Raw genomic sequence first — 17,686 nt, forward strand, 5'->3', positions numbered from 1 at the left:
GCTTCAAGTCAGCCAAACACCTCCAGCATTTCGTTTCTATTCATGACCCCGTCGCCAATCTCTTTCACTTTCCTCGCCACGATATTCCATCCGATCATTACCGCGAACTGAGAGCCGCAGCCATGCAGATGTGGAATGAGATCGCACGCTTGCAAGCAGTATGAGCGAAAGCGGCGGGCGCCAATTTTGGCCGCAACTCGTTAACTTTACGGTGCCTGCGGGCGTCATGGCGCCGTTCTACGAAATGTCGCTTCAAGATTATAAGCGCGTGACCGAGGTCACCTATCTTGGTCAGGTGCATGGCACGATGGCGGCTCTCAAGCGCATGCTACCGCGCAATCGCGGCACGATCGTGCTTGTCGGCTCGGCGCTTGCCTATCGCGGGATCCCTGCAATCGGCCTATTGCGGCGCCAAGCACGCGATCCAGGGATTTCAGGACTCGCTGCGTAGCGAACTGATCCATGCTGGAAGTCGTGTGCATGTGTCGATGGTGCAATTGCCAGGCGTCAACACGCCGCAATTCGACTGGATCAAAACGACGATGCTTCGCAAGCCTAAGCCGGCGAGCCCGCCCTATCAGCCCGAAGTGGCCGCCGACGCGATCTATTTTGCCGCCCATTCGCGGCGCAAATCGGTTATGGTCGGCTTTCCGACTGTGCAGGCGATTTGGGGCGACCGCCTGTTTTCCTCGCTCCTCGACCACTACCTCGCCTGGACCGGTTTTGAGGGGCAGCAGGATCGTGAGCCGCTCGAACTGGGACGACAGAAMAATCTGTACTCTCCTGTGCCCGGCGATCACGGCGCGCACGGCAGGTTCGATAGTGTTGCCCGTACTCATTCATGGCAGCTTTTCCTCAATAAGAACCGTTCAGTATTGGGCATCGGTCTGGCGATGTTAGCTCTATTGGCTGCGAGCCGTTCGAGACGCTGATAGGGCCACTTGGACGGGCGACCTCGTGCGCACCTCGATTGATGGACGCGGCTAATTGCGCCGGTATCTAACCTAAAGGTCGCCAGCGTACAATTTCGAACAATTCTAGACCAATCCCATCAGTGAACTGTCGTCTCATGTGTTTCCCAGACGCTGCAATATTGCCGATACCGAACTCACCACCGTACGCGAGCTTGCCGTGAGCAATCATGCCGTTGTCACGTTCATACTCGATGTCGGTGTTGATCGGCGGTTCGTCTTCTCTCCATTGCATTTCCACCTCCTTCAGCAATCTAGTTTTTTCGCCATGCGGGTCATCCTTCTGCTATCTCGCTAGATTGGGTGCCTGTAGGGGCAGCAAACGAACCGACAAAAAGGGTACCTGAAGGGTACCTGCGACTTGAGCGGCGCAGACGATCGGGATCTTCAACATTGTAAATCGTGCGTCATTTCGCCACACTTTCATCGGGAACTAACCATCTTCAGGCCAGTTTAGTTCCCAAATTCAGGGGGAGCCTGGGGGATGACGCAGATCTTCACAGCATCTGCGGATACACGGATCCGGGCTTTCGTTCTTATTGCCTTCTTGTTTCTCGTCCTCGCAATTCTGTTTGTCGGCGGCTACGCGAGTTCCAGTTATGGCACGCTGGTCGGCTGGGTGCGTGACCAGCCCGTTCCGTTCAGCCATGAGCATCATGTTGCCGGGCTCGGGATCGATTGCCGCTTCTGCCACACATCGGTGGAAACCAGCGCCCGGGCAGGGCTACCGGCGACGCATATTTGCATGACCTGCCATTCGCAGATCTGGACCAATGCCGCCATGCTGGCGCCGGTGCGGCTGAGCCTCGCCGAGAACAAGCCGCTTGCCTGGCATCGCGTCTCGCGCCTGCCGGACTATGTCTATTTCAACCATTCGATCCATGTGACGCGCGGCGTGCCCTGCATCGCCTGCCATGGCCGTGTCGACCAGATGCCGCTGATGATGCGGGCCGAGCCATTCGAGATGCGCTTCTGTCTCGACTGCCACCGCGACCCCGCACCGCGGCTCAGGCCGCCGGACCAGGTGACGCGCCTGGACTGGACAGGCTGGGAGAGCCAGTCGCAGCAGCACAGGGATTATGGCGCGCTCGTCGTCAAAGCCTACGGGATCGAGCCGAAAAAACTCACCCAATGCAATATCTGTCACAGGTGACGCATGGATTCATCGCCGCACGATCTCCTCGACCTGATCCCCGGCCTGCCGGTCGACCGGCGTTCGCTTCTGAAAGTCATGGGCGCCTCGCTCGCTCTCGCCGGCCTCGGCGGCTGCAAAGGTGCGGAGGACGAGACCGCCTATCCCTACGTCAACGCGCCAGAGGGCATGACTCTGGGTGTGGCCAAGTGGTATGCCACTGCCGTTGCATTTGCCGGCTATGCCCAACCGGTGCTCGGCAAGTCGATCAACGGCCGGCCGGTGAAGCTCGAAGGCAATCCGGAGCATCCGATGTCGAAGGGCAAGACGGATGCGTTCACACAGGCAGCGTTGCTCAGCCTCTACGATCCGAACCGCTCGCAAACGCCACGCTTCCTCGACAAGCCGGCTGACTGGAACGCATTCATCGCCGCGATGGTGCGGCAGGCGGAAACGCTCGACAAAACCGGGGGTGATGGTTTCCGGCTGCTGACCGCGCCGCTCAGTTCGCCGACGCTGGCGCGGCAGATCACGGCGATGATGCAGCGCTGGCCCAAAGCACACTGGCATGCGCACGATACGGTTCCCGCCAATGGCGTGGCGGCTGCGACGGCAGCGCAATTCGGCCGGCCGCTGGTGCTGCATCCAGCCTATGATGCTGCCGAAGTCGTCGTCAGCTTCGATGACGATTTCCTCGGGCCGGGACCGTTCCAGACCCGCAATGCCGGGCAGTTCGCCGTCCGGCGCAAAATGCGGCAGAACCGGCAGGGCAAATTTACGCTGTTCGTCGCCGAGCCGATGCCGAGCACGACCGGTTCCGTCGCAGATCTCAGGCTGTCTGCGTCGGTTACCGATCTTGGGCGCTTGCTGATGGCGCTGGCTGTCGGCCTAGGCATCGGCTCCGGTACMATGCCCGGCTTGCAGGAGCGGCAGCGGCGCTGGTTAGACCGAGTGATAGCGGCGCTGAAGGCGGCTCAGGGGAAGGCGCTGGTGAGCGTCGGGCTGTATCACGACAAGGATTTGCAGTCGCTTGCGCTGCTGGTCAACGACAGGCTCGGCAGCTTTGGCAAGACGCTGACATTCTCCGAGCCGATCCTGGTCTCGCCGCCGGATGGGGCGAATTCCTTCGACGTGCTTGCAGAGGATGTCCGGCAGGGCAGGGTGCAGACGCTGGTCTGTCTCGGGACCAACCCAGTCTACACGGTGCCGGGACGCCTCGACCTCGACAGGATCGCCATGCGCATCCATGCCGGACTGCATGTCGATGAGACGGCAATGCAGTCGCATTGGCATGTGCCGCTCCAGCACGATCTCGAAAGCTGGAGCGATGCCCGCGCTGTCGACGGTTCCACCAGTATCATTCAGCCGCTTGTACGGCCGTTCTACGATGTCCGGGCGCCGCATGCCTTCGTCGACTATTTGACGGGGCACCAGGACAGCGATCGCGATCTGGTGCAGGCCACCTGGCGGCAGGCCTGGGGTACCGATTTCGACATGAGATGGCAGGCAAGCCTGTCCAAGGGTTTTGTCGAGGGCAGTGCTTCGCGTTTTGCAGAACCGACAGTTGCCGACCGGGCGCATCCGACGCTGCAAGCCCGAGAGCGGGACGGACTGACGGTACTCATTCGGCCCGATGCCGGGGTCTGGGATGGCACGTTGTCGGAAAATGCCTGGGCACAGGAAGTGCCGCGGCCTTTGACAAAGATCACCTGGGGCAATGTCATTCATCTCGCCCCAGCGCTCGCCAAACAGCATGGCCTCGAAAAGGGCGACGAAGTCGAACTCCGTCTCGGCGAGGCCAGGATTGTTGGCCCCGCCTGGATCGTGCCCGGCCTTGACGCTAAGACCGTCATGCTCACTCTCGGCTATGGCCGCAACCTAGCAGCCTCGATCGCCGATGGGCTTGGCTACAATGCGTATGCGCTCAGGCGGGCGGATGCAGCCTGGCAACTCACAGGCGCGAGCTTGCATCCCACAGGCAGCAAACAACTGGTCGCCACGACGCAGCCCTATCAGCAGATGGACGGCTATGATTTCGTCCGCTCGGTTGATCTCACCTCGCTGGCGCTGGAAGCGGACTCCAGGCAGCCGTCCTTCTATCCCGACCGGCCGCAGAACGACCCCTCCTGGGGCATGGCGATCGATCTCGATCTCTGCATCGGCTGCAATGCCTGCGTCACAGCCTGCCAGGCGGAAAACAACATTCCCGTCGTCGGCAAGGACCTGATCGCCAATGGCCGCGAAATGTTCTGGATGCGCGTCGACCACTATTTCGAGGGCGAGGACGAGGCGGCGAAATCCACGCTGCAGCCGGTGCCCTGCATGCATTGCGAACAGGCGCCCTGTGAGATGGGCTGTCCGGTCAACGCCGCCGTCCATTCGATCGATGGGCTGAACCTGCAGGTCTATAATCGCTGCATCGGAACCCGTACCTGCTCGTCCTACTGCCCCTATAAAGTCAGGCATTTCAATTGGTTCGACTACACTTCTCAGGATCCGGATTCGGTCCGGGCGATGCGCAATCCCGATGTCACCGTGCGCAGCCGCGGCGTGATGGAGAAATGCACCTATTGCGTCCAGCGCATTGCCGAGGCGCGGATCACCGCCGACAAGGAGGGACGGCCGATCCGCGACGGCGAGGTCGTCACCGCCTGCCAGCAGGCCTGTCCCAGCCAGGCAATCACCTTCGGCAATGTCGCCGACCCCAATTCCGCCGTCAGCCGCGCCAAGGCGAGCAAGCGCAACTACACGCTTGTCGAAGAAGCCAATACGCGGCCGCGCACCACCTATCTCGCCCGCATCGAGGATCGCGAAGGAGCAGCGGGATGACCGACATCACTGCCGACGATGTCAGGCCTGACCCCGGCACCGGCGTCACCGACGAGATCGCCCGCATCCCTCTGGATTTCCCGCGCAAGAAAATGTGGTGGGTGCTGTTCTTTATCTCGCTGATGATGCTGGTGAGCTTCTTCATTTCGGCCGGCGCGGTGTTTCTCGAAGGCGTCGGTTTGTGGGGCAACAATATCCCGGTCAACTGGGGCCTGCCGATCTCGAACTATATCTGGTTCCTCGGCATCGGCCATGCCGGTACGCTGATTTCGGCGATGCTACTCATCCTCAATGCCCATTGGCGCAATTCGCTCAACCGGTTTGCCGAAGCGATGACACTGTTTGCCGTCGTCTGTGCCGGCCTCTATCCCATCCTGCATCTCGGACGCCCATGGTTCTTCTACTGGATGGCGCCCTATCCCAACACGATGGGCCTCTGGCCGCAGTTCAAGAGCCCGCTTGCCTGGGATTTTTTCGCAGTGCTGACCTATCTCGCGGTCTCGGTAATGTTCTGGTATGTCGGCATCATTCCCGATCTTGCTGCCGTCCGTGACCGCGCCAAGTCGCGTCCGGCTCAAGTTTTCTACGGCCTGTTCGCACTTGGCTGGCGTGGCTCGGCGCGGCACTGGATGCGGTGGAGCCAGGCTTATCGGCTCACCGCGGCGATTGCCGTGCCGCTGGTCGTGTCGGTGCATTCGGAAATCTCGCTGCTGTTTGCCGCCGGTCCCATCCCCGGTTGGACGTCGACGGTGTTTCCGCCCTATTTCGTGCTGGGGGCGGCCTTTTCCGGTTTCGCCGTGGTGCTGATGATTGCGGTGACCATCCGCCATCCGCTCGGCCTGGACAATCTCGTCACTGCGCGCCATCTCGACCTGCTCGGCTGCTTCCTGCTGGCGACCGGCCTGATGACCGCTTACGGCTATGTCGCCGAGATCTTCGATGCGCTCTATGGCGGCGAAARGCAGGACATCGCCACGATGATGGACCGGCTGACGGGCATCTATGCCTATAGCTACTGGGGCGCCGTGATCCTCAATTTCGTGCCGCTGCAACTGCTCTGGCTGAGAGGCATACGGCGCAGTCCGCTGCTGCTATTTTTTGTCGCGCTCTCGGTCACGGTCGGCATGTGGTACGAGCGTTACATGCTGCTGACCACGTCGCTCTATCGCGACTACCTGGTCTCCTCCTGGGGGGATTTCCATCCGACGGTCTGGGATTGGTCGCTGTTCATCGGCATGCTCGGCGTGTTCTTCGCGCCGTTCCTGCTGTTCGTCCGCTTCCTGCCGGTGATCTCGGCCTTCGAGGTCAAGGAAGCCCTGCGCGAGACGGGGGATCTCGAGCATGCGTGAGCCCGCCGCCTCGACTCATCCCTTTGGCCTTCTCGCCGAATTCAACCGTCCGGAACGGCTGATCGAGGCGGTCAGGCAGACGCGGGCCGAGGGCTTTTCCTCGATCGATGCCTATTCGCCCTATCCGCTGGAGGAGATGAACGAGGCGATGGGGCTCAGGGAGAACATCATCCCGTGGCTGACATTCGGCGGCGGCGTTCTTGGTGCGGCAGTCGGCTTCGGCATGCAGCTCTACACCAATTGGGTCTTTCCGATCGAGATCGGCGGGCGGCCGATCCAGGCCTGGCAGCCATTCATGCTGATTACCTTCGAACTGGCGGTCCTGTTCTCGGTGTCGGCTGCGATCTTCGGCATGCTGATCCTCAACCGGTTGCCGCGGCTGCATCATCCCGTTTTCGACATTCGCGAATTCCATCTCGCCGGTAGCGAAAAGTTCTTCCTGATCATTTTTGGCAATGACGAGCGGTTCGACGCCGAGGCGACGGCCGATTTCCTGCGCGGCCTCGAACCGCTCAGCGTTTTCGTCGTCGGTAAGACGGAGGAGGCGGAATGAGACGCCTGCTGCCGCTCCTTTTGTTGATTGCGCTCGCATCCTGCGATGACATGACCCACCAGCCGCGCTACGAATCCTACGAGAAGAGCGGCCTTTTCTCCGACCACAAGGCCTTGCAGGCGCCGCCGGAGGGCGCGATCGCGCAGGACGATCCCGCGCTCGCCCAGGCCCTTGCGACCCGGCCGGCAATGAGCATGGCGCAGATCGAGCGCGGCCGCGACCGCTTCCAGATCTATTGCACGCCTTGCCATGACGCGAGCGGCTACGGCAAGGGCACGGTGCCGGCACGTGGCTTTCCCGAACCACCCAGCTTTCACATAGACCGGCTGAGGAAAGCGCCGTCGCGCTATTTCGTCGAAGTCATCACCCATGGCCATGGCGTGATGTATTCCTATGCCGACCGCGTCGAGCCGGCCGACCGCTGGGCGATCGCCGCCTATATCCGCGCGCTGCAGCTCAGCCAGCATGCGCCGGCCGCAGCGCTGACGGACGACGAACGGCGCAAGCTTGGGGAGAGCGGATCATGATGCGGCCGCTTCTCGGTCTGTTGCTGTGCGTACTGGCTTTGCTGGCGGTGCTGATCGATGCCAGGGCAGCGCTCGCCGGCTGGCTAGCGGCGCTGGTGCTGGTGAGCAGTGTGCCGCTCGGGGCGCTCTGCCTATTGATGATGGTGCGGATCATTCCCGGCTCCTGGCGTATGGAACTGATGGAGCCGTGCCGTGTGGCGGTGGCGCTGGCGCCGGCTTTGGTGCTTGTGGCGCTGCCGGTGGTGATCGGCATGCCCTGGCTGTTTGCATGGTTCGATGGCGGGCTCGGCGGGTTCAAGGGCATCTACCTGGCGCCAGTGTTTTACGGCGTTCGCGTGCTGGCCATCCTGATCGGCGCCGCGGCTCTTGGTGTGGCGCTGCTGTCGACGGCCAGCTACCGGCTGGCGATCGTCGGCCTGATCGCCTTCGTCCTGCTCCACGGGCTGCTCGCCGTCGACCTCGTGCTGTCGCTGACGCCGGACTATCATTCGTCCGGGTTCGGCCTTTACCTTCTCGGCGTGCAGGCGCTGACGGCGCTGGCGGTGGTGACCCTATGGGGCCTGCCGGGTGCCTCCGACCCGTCGCTATACGGCAAGCTGATGATGACCGGGCTGCTCTTCTGGGCCTATTTCTCCTTCATGCAATATTTCATCCTCTGGTCGGGCAATCTCGTGCCGGGGGCGAAATGGTTTGCCATCCGCGCGCACGGCATCTGGGCAGGTGCGGAATATCTGATCGCCGCACTCCGGCTTCTGCCCGGCCTGTTGCTGTTCTTCCCGCCCATTCGCGCCAGCAGGTCATGGTTGCAACGGCTTTCGATCGCCACCCTTGTCGGCACCGCGATCGAAGCGGCCTGGCTGGTGCTGCCGTCGGCGGGTGCGTCACCGTCCATCGGCCTCTCGGCCTATCTGCTGGCCGTGGCCGGCCTGGTCCTGCTGGCGCCCTCCGCGCGTCTGCCGCTCTTGACGGGGAGGCGCGCCGCATGAAGTTGCTTCCCCATCTTCCGGCCTTCGAGACGCAAGATGTGCGGCCGATCGACATCATCATCATGGGCGCCGTGCTGTTCGGCTCCGTGGCGCTGTCGCTGCTGATCGTTGGCGCTCTCCTCTTCTGGCTGAGGCCAGCGGAGCGGGCGGTGTCTCCGATCGAGGCCGAACAATTGCGCGCCGGCCTGCGCCTCCAAATCGATGAAAAACACGATGCCCGACAGTTGCAGCAAGCCGCGCTCCAGCGGCTGCAAGGCTATGCCTGGTCCGACCGCAAGGCCGGGGAAGCGCATATCCCGATCGATCGCGCCATTGCGCTTCTCGCGAAACGGGGCTGGCCGGATGCAGATACGGGAGGCAGCGAGCCATGAAATATCTGCTGCTTCTCCTTCTGCTGCTGATGCCAGCTCCGGTGCTTGCCTTCGACCCGTTCGCCCAAACCGGGATCGACCAGAAGCCGGACGCTGTCGTGCCGCTCGACCTTGCCTTTACCGACGAGGCAGGCCGGCGGGTGACTCTACGGCAGCTTGGCGGCGGCAAGCCGGTGCTGCTTATTCCGGTTCTACACAAATGCCCGAATATCTGCGGGGTGACGCTGGCCGGGGTCATCGACGCCATTGCAGTGCAGGCCTATCGGCCGAGCCGCGACTTTACCCTGATCGCCTTCGGCATCGACGCCAGGGAAGGGCCGAAAGATTCCGCCGCGTCACTCAGGGATATCCAGAAGCGGTTTCCGCAGTTCGCCGCGGGCATCCATGCGGTGACGGGGGACGCGAAATCCATCAAGGCGGTGACCGATGGGCTCGGTTATCGCTATGCCTGGGACAGCGACATCCGGCAATATGCGCATCTTGCGGTAACGGCAGTCCTCACCACCGACGGACGGCTCAGCCGCTGGCTCTATGGTCTCGCGCCCGCCGCCAGCGACATCTATCTTGCGCTGACTGAGGCCGGTCGTGGCCAGATCGGCTCCTGGACCGACCAGATCTTGTTGCTCTGCTACCATTACGATCCGGCCACGGGCCGCTATTCGCCAATGATCTGGCTGGCGCTGAGGCTGACGGGCGGCGTGACCGTGGCGCTCATTCTCGGCCTGATCGCCACCTCGCTCTGGCGCGACCGGCGACGGGATAACGAGGTGCGGCATGGCTGATCTCTGGTACAGCCYGCTGCCCGCCGAGGCGTCGAACTATAGCAGCCAGGTCGATCTCCTGACCGGACTGATGCTGGTCCTTGCCGTCGGCCTGTCAGCTCCGGTCTTTATCCTGATGGCCTACTTTGCTGTGAAGTACCGGCGCGGCAGGCCGGCCAACCGCGCTCATGCCGCCAACCGCAATGTCTGGCTGGAAATCTCCTGGTCGATCATTCCCTTTGTCGCGCTGCTCGGTTTCTATCTCTGGTCCACCGACCTGTTCGCACGGCTCTATCATCCGCCCGGCAATGCCCTGGAGATCGATGTCGTCGCCAAGCAATGGATGTGGAAGTTCCAGCATCCGGAAGGGCAGGGCGAGATCAATGAATTGCATGTCCCGGTCGACCAGCCGGTGAAACTGGTCATGGCCTCGCAGGACGTGATCCACAGCCTCTATTTGCCGGCGCTCCGGATCAAGCAGGATGTCGTGCCCGGCCGCTATACCAGCGAATGGTTCACGGCCAACAAGCCCGGCACCTATATGCTCGCTTGCGCCGAATATTGCGGCGCCAATCATTCCGAAATGGGCGGCCGGATCATCGTGCTCGACAAGGCCGGTTATGCCCGCTGGCTTGGGCAGTCGTCGGTCGACAATTCGCTAGTGCTCGCGGGCGCTGCCTTGTTCCGCGCGCGTGGCTGCAGCGGCTGCCACGAGCCCGGCGCCACCGTGCATGCGCCGCGTCTCGGCGGCATCTATGGCAGGCCGGTGGCGCTGCAAACCGGCGGGACCGTGATTGCCGACGACCAATATCTGCGCGACAGCATCTTGCTGCCGCAGTCGCAGATCGCCGCCGGCTACCCACCCATCATGCCGACCTTCCAGAACGTGCTCTCCGAAGAGGATGTGCTGAAGATCGTTGCCTACATCAAATCGCTGCCAGCGGAGGCGAACACGCAATGRCCGACTTTGCCGAAGCCCATCGCCCCTCAAACCTGCGCCAGAGCGGCCTTTCCGAAACCGACACGGAGCGCGTCAGCTATCTGCGTGCCGGCCACAGCCTGTCGTCCTGGCTGTTCACCACCGACCACAAGCGCATCGCTATTCTCTACCTGATCTCGATCACCTTCTTCTTTTTCGTCGGCGGGGCGGCGGCGGCGCTGATCCGCCTTGACCTGTTGACGCCGAAAGGCGATCTGCTCACCAATGAAGGCTATAACCGCGCCTTCACCATCCATGGCGTGATCATGGTGTGGTTCTTTCTCATTCCTTCGATCCCAAACACGTTCGGCAACTTCCTTATACCGCTGATGATCGGTGCGCGCGATCTTGCCTTTCCGCGGCTCAACCTTTTGAGCTGGTACATCTTCATGCTCGCTGGCCTGTTCACCCTATTCGTGCTGATCGCCGGCGGCGTCGATACCGGCTGGACCTTCTATACGCCGCTGTCGTCGATGTTCGCGCATGGCAATGTCGTTCTGGCGGCGACGGCGGTGTTCGTTGCCGGCTTTTCCTCGATCCTCACCGGCATCAATTTCATCGTCACCACCCACAAGCTGCGCTGCCCAGGAATGACCTGGAGCCGGCTGCCGCTGTTCGTCTGGTCGATCTATGCGACCTCGCTCGTTCTGGTGCTGGCGACGCCGGTTCTGTCGATCACCCTGGTGCTGATCGCTGCCGAACGGCTCTTCGGGCTCGGCATATTCAATCCGGCGCTGGGCGGCGATCCGCTGCTCTATCAGCACCTCTTCTGGTTCTACAGCCATCCGGCGGTCTATATCATGGTCCTGCCGGCGCTCGGCGTGGTCAGCGAACTGGTGGCCGCCGCGGCGCATAAGCCGATCTTCGGCTACCAGTTCGTCGCGGGGTCATCGGTCGCAATTGCCGTGATCGGCTTCTTCGTCTGGGGCCATCACATGTTCGTCGCCGGGCAGTCGATGTATGCCAGCGCCGTCTTCTCCTTCCTCAGCCTGCTGGTGGCCGTGCCCTCCGGCATCAAGGTCTATAACTGGACGGCGACGCTCTATAAGGGGCATGTCTCGCTCGACCCGCCCTTCCTGTTTGCCATGGCCTTCATCGGCCTCTTCGTCGTCGGCGGTTTGACGGGGCTGATCCTCGCCATGCTGGCGGTCGACGTGCATGTGCACGACACCTATTTCGTCGTCGCGCATTTCCACTACATCATGGTCGGCGGCACGGTGTCGGCCTTCTTCGGCGCGCTGCATTTCTGGTGGCCGAAGATGATCGGCCGCAAATATTCGCTGGTCTGGGGGCGGCTCTCGGCGATCTTCATTTTCCTCGGCTTCAACCTGACCTTCTTTCCGCAATTCCTGCTCGGCTATTGGGGCATGCCGCGGCGCTACCATGTCTATGCGCCGCAATTCCAGGTGCTGCACGTCTTCTCCTCGACCGGGGCCAGCGTTCTGGCCGTCGCCTATCTCGTGCCCTTCCTCTATCTCTTCTATTCGATGCGCTATGGCGAACCGGCCGGGGACAATCCATGGCCGGCGACCGGGCTCGAATGGACCACGCCATCGCCGCCGCCGAAGCACAATTTCAACGAGATCCCGGTCGTCAGCGGTCCACCCTATGACTACCATGTCGAGATCGAGGGCGAGGATGGCTGAGACACCGGTCACCGAGCCCTATAGCGATCCGCGCCAGCAGCACGACGCGGCGATGATGGGCATGTATATCTTCCTCGGCAGCGAGGTCATGCTGTTCGGCGGCCTATTCGCCGTCGCGCTTTATACGCGCCTCGTGCATACGAAGGAGGCCGTGGCGGCCTCGAKGGCGCTGCATTACGGCATCGGCGGCAGCAATACCGCGTTCCTGCTGACGTCAAGCCTTTGCATCGCCTTGGCAGTGGAAGCCGGCCGGCAAGGCGAGCGCAAGCCGGCGATACGCTGGCTGTTCGGCGCGATCCTTCTCGGCCTCGGCTTCCTCGGCCTCAAGGGCTATGAATATCTCGAGGAATTCCAGGAAGGCCTGATGCCGTTCACGGGCTTTGACACGGCGATCAAGACGCCCGTCCAGCATCTCTACATGGACCTCTACCTGATCGCCACCAGCCTGCATGCGTTGCATATGCTGATCGGCTTCGGTCTGCTGGCCTATCTTGCAATCGGGCTGTCGAAGCGGTGGATTGTGGTGCCCGAGCGCGCCATTACCCTCGTCGTCATCGGGCTCTACTGGCATTTCGTCGATGTCGTCTGGGTCTTCCTCTATCCCGTCCTCTATCTGGCGCGGTGAAGCATGGGCACGAAAGCACAAATCGTGGTGATCTGGCTGGTGCTGCTGGTGTTGCTGGCATCGACGATCGCCGGCAGCCTTGTCTTCACCGGCGTGGCGGGCCTCTGCGTCAGCCTCGGCATTGCCTTCACCAAGGCCGGGTGCATCTATTGGAAATACATGCATGTCGGAGAGCAACTGGGGCTCTTGCGGGTCGCCGCCTTCGCGGCCGGCGCCTGGCTCTCGATCCTGCTGATGTTTTTGGTGGCAGACTATATGACGCGCTGGAACGGCTGAGGGCCGATCCCGTTTGAATTCGTCAGGCGATCAGTCTGTCGATGCGGATCGGCAATTACCGGATGCGCTTGCCTGTCGCATTGTAGACCGCGCAGTCCATGCCCGCCGCCGTGCCGACTGGGGGCCCGTGCGGCCGCGTTTATGCATTCCTTATGCTCATCGCCCAAACTAGGCATGGCGTTTTTACCGATCGATCCTTTACAATTCAGCGTCACCACCGACGAACACGTACAAAGTGAAAAACTCGCAATACTCGAAACGGCGGTCCAGGAAGAGGGCAATCGCCATGTGGCGCCGCCTTACTCTCCAAAGCGGCCCTCACAATCACGAGGAAAATCAAAGCGGATATCGCCGCACGTCGAAATTTCCGTTGATAAGCGCGCTCATATATATTGCTGTGGCATTCGCGGTGGCTGTCAGCCTGATCCAATTACTGGAAGCCGTTTTCTGATAGTGACGCTGCTGTTGACTTAACAAAGCGCATGTGCGCAAACGGCTGCATCCCGAAGATGTCGGCCGAAGCTGCTCGGCATTGGCGACCCACCACGCATTTGTTAAGACATCCATGCCCGGCACCTATCGCAAATCGAGACTTCTCCGCCGTACCCGCGTTTTGTGAGGATCGCTTGCCATCTGGCGACCGCGAATGGTGTTTTGGCTGGGCGCGCTTGCCATCGGGGTGATCAGCGTCGGTTTCGCTGAGGCAGCAGACCTGGCGCAACGTGCTTTCCGTACCATTTCGGTGACGCATCCGTGGGCAATCCTGCTTACTCCACTCGGCTTTGTGCTGTCAGCCTATCTTGCAACCCGCTTCTTCCCGAATTCGCAAGGCAGCGGAATTCCCCAGGCCATCGCCGCCCGTCATCTCCGAGAGGATGATGGTCGAACATTCCTGCTTTCCTTGAAAGTGGCGATCGGCAAGATAGTGCTGACTGTCTTCGGCCTGCTGTTCGGCGCGTCAATCGGCAGAGAAGGCCCGACTGTTCAAGTGGGTGCCGCCATTATGCTCGCGGTCGCTCGCTTCGGCGGCATTGCGCATGCGCGGGGACTCATCCTGGCGGGCTCGGCCGCGGGAATTGCCGCTGCCTTCAACACGCCCCTGGCCGGGATTGTTTTTGCCATCGAGGAAATGAGCCGAACTTACGAATCGCGCGCCAACGGCCTTGTTCTCGCTGCGGTCATCCTCTCGGGTCTCGCGGCATTGGGCTTGGCGGGCAGCTACGACTATTTCGGCACGACCGCCGTGCTGCCTTTGTCCTCAAGGGATTGGGCTCTGGTGCCGGTGTGCGGGATTGTCGGCGGCGCTCTCGGTGCTCTTTTCAGCGGCGGCGCGCTCTACTACGGACAAAAACTGCGCCATTGGGTGCATTTCAACCCGATGAAGCGGACACTTTTAATGGCCGCCGGTTGCGGCATCGGGGTCGCCGTGCTCGGATACATTTCCGGCGGTCTGACCTTCGGCACGAGCTATGCGCAAGCCCGCAATGCGCTCGGCGGGACTCATTTGCCACCGCTGTTCTTCGCTGAAAAATTCCTGGCGAGTTTTCTTTCCATGCTGTCGGGCATTCCCGGTGGCATTTTCGCGCCATCGCTTTCGGTCGGCGCGGGCTTGGGGAGCAGCCTGGGCTGGATCCTGGGAGCTGCAGGTGGCCTTGCCGCCATCCTTGGCATGGCCGGGTATTTCTCCGGTGTCGTGCAGGCACCCATGACCGCTTTCGTGATTATCATTGAAATGACAGGCGACCATCGCGCTGTCATCCCGATCATGGCGACGGCGCTGATTGGGTACGTGACCTCCCGGGTTCTTTCCCGCGAGCCGCTCTACCATGGTCTTTCTCGCGTATTTATCGCAGCGGCCTTGCGGCGGCACCGCGCCATAGTCAAGACTTTACCTACCAGCTGAGATCGAAGACCAACTCGTCGTAATCCCGCGCGGTCTGGTCGCCAAGCTGGGTTTGATCCTGCTTTGGATCTTTGAGAAGCTGGATATCGCGCGCCGTGGTTCGCTGCCACTGCTCGATCAGCTTACGTTTCTCGCCATCCTTGAAGGCTTTGTGAAGGAACTCCGCCACAGAATTGACGCGGCCGAGAAGGTCTTTGCGGCATACTTCGGCCGCAACCAGGGCCTCATGCAGGCGTTTGGGTCGGCTGTCCATGCCGACGCGAAGTGGGCGATGGGACGTGGCGGCGCAGCCGCTGACCTGCTGACGAAAGCTTCCTTCAGTCACTTGCAGGGTCTGGAGCGTCGCATCTATCCCGTCGGCATGAGCCAACACGGCGATACTGCTCAGGACCAAAGCTGCCATCAGAGACATGATTTGAAACGCCCGATCTGCCATGGTCGCATCCTCGCTGCCCTGTCAGGAATGCGTTCCCACAGCCGGCTTTCGGCGCGCCACCAGAGACATTCTATCTCTTCGGCAAGGCCACCACCTTGGAACGCTCCGCGACCCGGCTCATAACCTCCCGCAGCACCGCTAGCAACTGATCTTCGGCAAATGGCTTCTTGAGCACGGGCAAATCCACCTGTGCGCCAGCTTCAAGCTCTTCGCTGTAGCCGGTCATGAGCGCCACGCCGAGGCCCGGGTAAAGCCGGCCGACCTTTTCGGCAAGCTGCAGACCGGTCATGCCGGGCATCCTGATGTCGGAAAGCAGCACCTGGAATGGTCCCTGGGTACGAAGCGCGTCGAGGGCCGTTGCCCCGCTTTGCACGGCGACCACGTCGAGGCCAAAGTCCTGCAACGCAGACTGGGTGACTGCAAGCGAGGTCGAGGTGTCGTCGACGACAAGCACACGCTTCGGCATTTCGAACGTGGCGGCGTCGGCTGTTGTTTGTCCTGCCGCCGGCTTGGCGCGCGGCAGATAGATGGTGAATGCCGACCCGCGGCTCGGAACGCTCGCAACCGTCACCGTGCCGCCTGAGCGAACGGCGAGGCTGTAGACCTGGCTTAGACCCAGTCCTGGTGCTCCGTCCGACTTGGTGGTAAAAAACGGCTCAAAAACCCGTCTGAGGATATCAGGCGCAATGCCTCCTCCCTCATCCGAAATTCCGAGCGCCACGCCAGGCCCACTCAGTTTGATTCCCTCGGCCGCAAGATCTGGCACGTTGCGGGCCGTCACCGTCACGGAGCCACCGTCAGGCATCGCCTCCCTGGCGTTGGTGACGAGGTTGATCAACGCCGTTTCCAGCGCGCTCACATCCACCGTCACCGGCCAGAGCTCCGGCTCGATGCGCGTGACCAGCTGCACCTTATCTTGGGCCGCCTGCCGGAGCATATCGGTCAGCGAAAGGGATATCTCGTAAAGCGAGACGGTTTCCGCATCGTGATTGGAACGGCGTGAGAACTGCAGCAGCCGGTGTGTTAACGCCTGGCCACGGGCGACAGCCAGCTTAATGCCCTCAAGCACCTGGTCGACGCGCCGTTCGTCGTGGCGCCGGCGCTGAATGGTTTCTGCTCCTGACAGGAAGACCATCAGCAGATTATTGATGTCATGCGCGATGCCACCGGTGAGCTTACCCAGGGCGTCAAGCCTCTGCCAGCTGGCCAGCTCCTCCTCGTCGCGACGCCGCGCCCGCATTTCCCGCAGGAACAGGAACACGGCAGCCAGCGACAACAGGAGCGCCAGGCTGCCGACACCGATCATCAGCAAAACGCCCGTCCGCGCTGCGTTGCCAAACTCCGTCAGTGGAATGCCGACGTAGACGGTCCAGTCGGTGCCGTCCACTTTGGAGGCCAGCGTCTCAAAGGCAGCACCATTGGTCAGCAGGGCGGTGTTAAAGCCGGGAGCTCTCCCTTCGGACAGCTTGGCATACTTTTCGGCCGGCTGCGCCAGCAGACCCGGTTCGACCATGGATGCGGTCACCAGATTGCCCTTGTTATCGGTCACCCAGGCGACCCAGTCGTTCGGCAACCCGTTGGCCTGCAGGACATCAAGGACGGCCACCGGGCTGATGACGGCGCTGACGACAGAGACGACTTGACCATGCCGCCGAACGGGAACGCGGATGGCAAAGTCGGGCAGGCCAAGTGGGCCGCGCATGGTGTTCCCTATGACCGGAATGCCGCTCTCGACGATCCGGCGATGACTTTCCACGTCGACCACCGTGCCATTGCGGCGCACATTGTCGCTCTGCGGAATGACCACCAGCAGCTTGCCGTTCACGTCGCTGACCCTGAGACCGTCCCATTCCGGCAACCTTGCTCGCAAGCGCGCCCCGATCTTGGTGAACTCGTCGGCCTGGAGCGGCGGATCAAGGCGAGGGGACTCCGAAAGCACGGACAGCAGCTGAATCTGCGTCTGGAGAAATCGAGAGAGCGCAAAACTGAAGCGACCCGCCCGTCTGGCAATGCTGTCCTCGAGCGTGGCTTTTTGGTTTTCGGTAAAATAGAATCCCAGAACGCCACCCATCAGCACAATGGGGATGACTGCACTGAGCAGGAGGAGAACGGGTCCCCGGAGACTGCGCCAGCGCGGAAGTGTCTGAGAAAGTATGAAAGGTTTCGAAGGCACGCCGCCGCCCACCTGCTGCTTCGCGATTCGGCAATTGTATTACTGATAGCCGCATACGCAACTGCCAGAGGCCACAGAAATTGCCCGAATCCACAGACAAACGGTTGAGCTTAATATTCGAATCTGGGGTTTTGGCTGCGCGAGAGCGCCAAAGGCTTGGGTTTGTTCC

The 17,686-nt window shown here is 61.6% G+C and carries 17 protein-coding genes and 2 pseudogenes; 16 read left to right on the forward strand and 3 right to left on the reverse strand.

The genetic code is table 11. The features are described 5' to 3' along the window. From AC1D06_RS31365 to AC1D06_RS31375, 3 genes and pseudogenes are all read left to right on the forward strand, one after another. Window positions 1–164, forward strand: a pseudogene (locus tag AC1D06_RS31365) (IS6 family transposase); the annotation flags it as partial. After that, the gene (locus AC1D06_RS31370; RefSeq protein WP_477989825.1) at window positions 161–451 is read left to right on the forward strand and encodes an SDR family NAD(P)-dependent oxidoreductase; all 291 of its coding nucleotides are present in this window, start codon (window positions 161–163) and stop codon (window positions 449–451) included. The pseudogene AC1D06_RS31365 and the gene AC1D06_RS31370, both read left to right, overlap by 4 nt. A gap of 37 nt (window positions 452–488) precedes the next feature. Beyond that, window positions 489–932, forward strand: a complete 444-nt coding sequence (locus AC1D06_RS31375) for a hypothetical protein (RefSeq protein ID WP_477989826.1) — start codon at window positions 489–491, stop codon at window positions 930–932. A gap of 67 nt (window positions 933–999) precedes the next feature. Here the strand turns inward: AC1D06_RS31375 and AC1D06_RS31380 are convergent, their stop codons facing one another. Then, on the reverse strand, window positions 1,000–1,206 hold the full coding sequence (locus AC1D06_RS31380; RefSeq protein ID WP_477989827.1) for a hypothetical protein: 207 nt from the start codon (window positions 1,204–1,206) through the stop codon (window positions 1,000–1,002). Between the two features lie 249 nt (window positions 1,207–1,455). Here AC1D06_RS31380 and AC1D06_RS31385 point away from each other — a divergent pair, with 249 nt between their 5' ends. From AC1D06_RS31385 to AC1D06_RS31445, 13 genes and pseudogenes are all read left to right on the forward strand, one after another. Next, the gene (locus tag AC1D06_RS31385; RefSeq protein WP_477989828.1) at window positions 1,456–2,124 is read left to right on the forward strand and encodes a cytochrome c3 family protein; all 669 of its coding nucleotides are present in this window, start codon (window positions 1,456–1,458) and stop codon (window positions 2,122–2,124) included. 3 nt (window positions 2,125–2,127) lie between these two features. Next, window positions 2,128–4,932 (forward strand): 4Fe-4S dicluster domain-containing protein, encoded by a 2,805-nt coding sequence (locus AC1D06_RS31390; protein WP_477989829.1) that lies wholly within the window; start codon window positions 2,128–2,130, stop codon window positions 4,930–4,932. Then, window positions 4,929–6,281 carry an NrfD/PsrC family molybdoenzyme membrane anchor subunit gene (gene nrfD, locus AC1D06_RS31395; RefSeq protein ID WP_477989830.1) on the forward strand — a complete coding sequence of 451 codons (1,353 nt, stop codon included), beginning with the start codon at window positions 4,929–4,931 and terminating at the stop codon, window positions 6,279–6,281. The genes AC1D06_RS31390 and nrfD overlap by 4 nt, the downstream gene beginning before the upstream one ends. Further along, window positions 6,274–6,834, forward strand: a complete 561-nt coding sequence (locus tag AC1D06_RS31400) for a DUF3341 domain-containing protein (RefSeq protein WP_477989831.1) — start codon at window positions 6,274–6,276, stop codon at window positions 6,832–6,834. Before nrfD ends, AC1D06_RS31400 begins: the two co-directional genes overlap by 8 nt. Beyond that, window positions 6,831–7,361: a c-type cytochrome gene (locus tag AC1D06_RS31405; protein ID WP_477989832.1), complete on the forward strand. Its 531-nt coding sequence runs from the start codon at window positions 6,831–6,833 to the stop codon at window positions 7,359–7,361. Before AC1D06_RS31400 ends, AC1D06_RS31405 begins: the two co-directional genes overlap by 4 nt. Beyond that, window positions 7,358–8,347 (forward strand): hypothetical protein, encoded by a 990-nt coding sequence (locus tag AC1D06_RS31410; RefSeq protein ID WP_477989833.1) that lies wholly within the window; start codon window positions 7,358–7,360, stop codon window positions 8,345–8,347. The genes AC1D06_RS31405 and AC1D06_RS31410 overlap by 4 nt, the downstream gene beginning before the upstream one ends. After that, window positions 8,344–8,718 carry a hypothetical protein gene (locus AC1D06_RS31415; protein WP_477989834.1) on the forward strand — a complete coding sequence of 125 codons (375 nt, stop codon included), beginning with the start codon at window positions 8,344–8,346 and terminating at the stop codon, window positions 8,716–8,718. The genes AC1D06_RS31410 and AC1D06_RS31415 overlap by 4 nt, the downstream gene beginning before the upstream one ends. Continuing rightward, window positions 8,715–9,500 carry an SCO family protein gene (locus AC1D06_RS31420; RefSeq protein ID WP_477989835.1) on the forward strand — a complete coding sequence of 262 codons (786 nt, stop codon included), beginning with the start codon at window positions 8,715–8,717 and terminating at the stop codon, window positions 9,498–9,500. The genes AC1D06_RS31415 and AC1D06_RS31420 overlap by 4 nt, the downstream gene beginning before the upstream one ends. Further along, window positions 9,493–10,593: a cytochrome c oxidase subunit II gene (gene coxB / locus AC1D06_RS31425; RefSeq protein WP_477989836.1), complete on the forward strand. Its 1,101-nt coding sequence runs from the start codon at window positions 9,493–9,495 to the stop codon at window positions 10,591–10,593. The genes AC1D06_RS31420 and coxB overlap by 8 nt, the downstream gene beginning before the upstream one ends. After that, window positions 10,551–12,104: a cytochrome c oxidase subunit I gene (locus AC1D06_RS31430; RefSeq protein WP_477989856.1), complete on the forward strand. Its 1,554-nt coding sequence runs from the start codon at window positions 10,551–10,553 to the stop codon at window positions 12,102–12,104. Before coxB ends, AC1D06_RS31430 begins: the two co-directional genes overlap by 43 nt. Next, a complete protein-coding gene (locus tag AC1D06_RS31435; RefSeq protein ID WP_477989837.1) occupies window positions 12,097–12,729 on the forward strand; it encodes a cytochrome c oxidase subunit 3 in 633 nt (210 codons plus the stop codon). The genes AC1D06_RS31430 and AC1D06_RS31435 overlap by 8 nt, the downstream gene beginning before the upstream one ends. A gap of 3 nt (window positions 12,730–12,732) precedes the next feature. Then, on the forward strand, window positions 12,733–13,005 hold the full coding sequence (locus AC1D06_RS31440; protein WP_477989838.1) for a cytochrome C oxidase subunit IV family protein: 273 nt from the start codon (window positions 12,733–12,735) through the stop codon (window positions 13,003–13,005). Between the two features lie 565 nt (window positions 13,006–13,570). Continuing rightward, window positions 13,571–14,908: pseudogene (locus AC1D06_RS31445) on the forward strand (chloride channel protein). On the opposite strand, the gene AC1D06_RS31450 reads toward AC1D06_RS31445, so the two are convergent. Beyond that, the gene (locus tag AC1D06_RS31450) at window positions 14,898–15,344 is read right to left on the reverse strand and encodes a hypothetical protein (protein WP_477989839.1); all 447 of its coding nucleotides are present in this window, start codon (window positions 15,342–15,344) and stop codon (window positions 14,898–14,900) included. The pseudogene AC1D06_RS31445 and the gene AC1D06_RS31450 sit on opposite strands and share 11 nt — an antisense overlap. Window positions 15,345–15,414: 70 nt before the next feature. After that, window positions 15,415–17,529: an ATP-binding protein gene (locus tag AC1D06_RS31455; RefSeq protein ID WP_477989840.1), complete on the reverse strand. Its 2,115-nt coding sequence runs from the start codon at window positions 17,527–17,529 to the stop codon at window positions 15,415–15,417. Between the last annotated feature and the right edge of the window lie 157 nt (window positions 17,530–17,686).

It is taken from the genome of Rhizobium sp. P2_G2, assembly GCF_056403555.1.

Coding starts and splice junctions, on each gene's coding strand:
- AC1D06_RS31450 (WP_477989839.1), bottom strand. CDS start 15,344: ATGGCAGATCGGGCGTTTCAAATCATGTCTCTGATGGCAGCTTTGGTC.
- AC1D06_RS31385 (WP_477989828.1), top strand. CDS start 1,456: ATGACGCAGATCTTCACAGCATCTGCGGATACACGGATCCGGGCTTTC.
- AC1D06_RS31400 (WP_477989831.1), top strand. CDS start 6,274: ATGCGTGAGCCCGCCGCCTCGACTCATCCCTTTGGCCTTCTCGCCGAA.
- AC1D06_RS31405 (WP_477989832.1), top strand. CDS start 6,831: ATGAGACGCCTGCTGCCGCTCCTTTTGTTGATTGCGCTCGCATCCTGC.
- AC1D06_RS31410 (WP_477989833.1), top strand. CDS start 7,358: ATGATGCGGCCGCTTCTCGGTCTGTTGCTGTGCGTACTGGCTTTGCTG.
- AC1D06_RS31370 (WP_477989825.1), top strand. CDS start 161: ATGAGCGAAAGCGGCGGGCGCCAATTTTGGCCGCAACTCGTTAACTTT.
- AC1D06_RS31440 (WP_477989838.1), top strand. CDS start 12,733: ATGGGCACGAAAGCACAAATCGTGGTGATCTGGCTGGTGCTGCTGGTG.
- AC1D06_RS31420 (WP_477989835.1), top strand. CDS start 8,715: ATGAAATATCTGCTGCTTCTCCTTCTGCTGCTGATGCCAGCTCCGGTG.
- AC1D06_RS31415 (WP_477989834.1), top strand. CDS start 8,344: ATGAAGTTGCTTCCCCATCTTCCGGCCTTCGAGACGCAAGATGTGCGG.
- AC1D06_RS31380 (WP_477989827.1), bottom strand. CDS start 1,206: ATGCAATGGAGAGAAGACGAACCGCCGATCAACACCGACATCGAGTAT.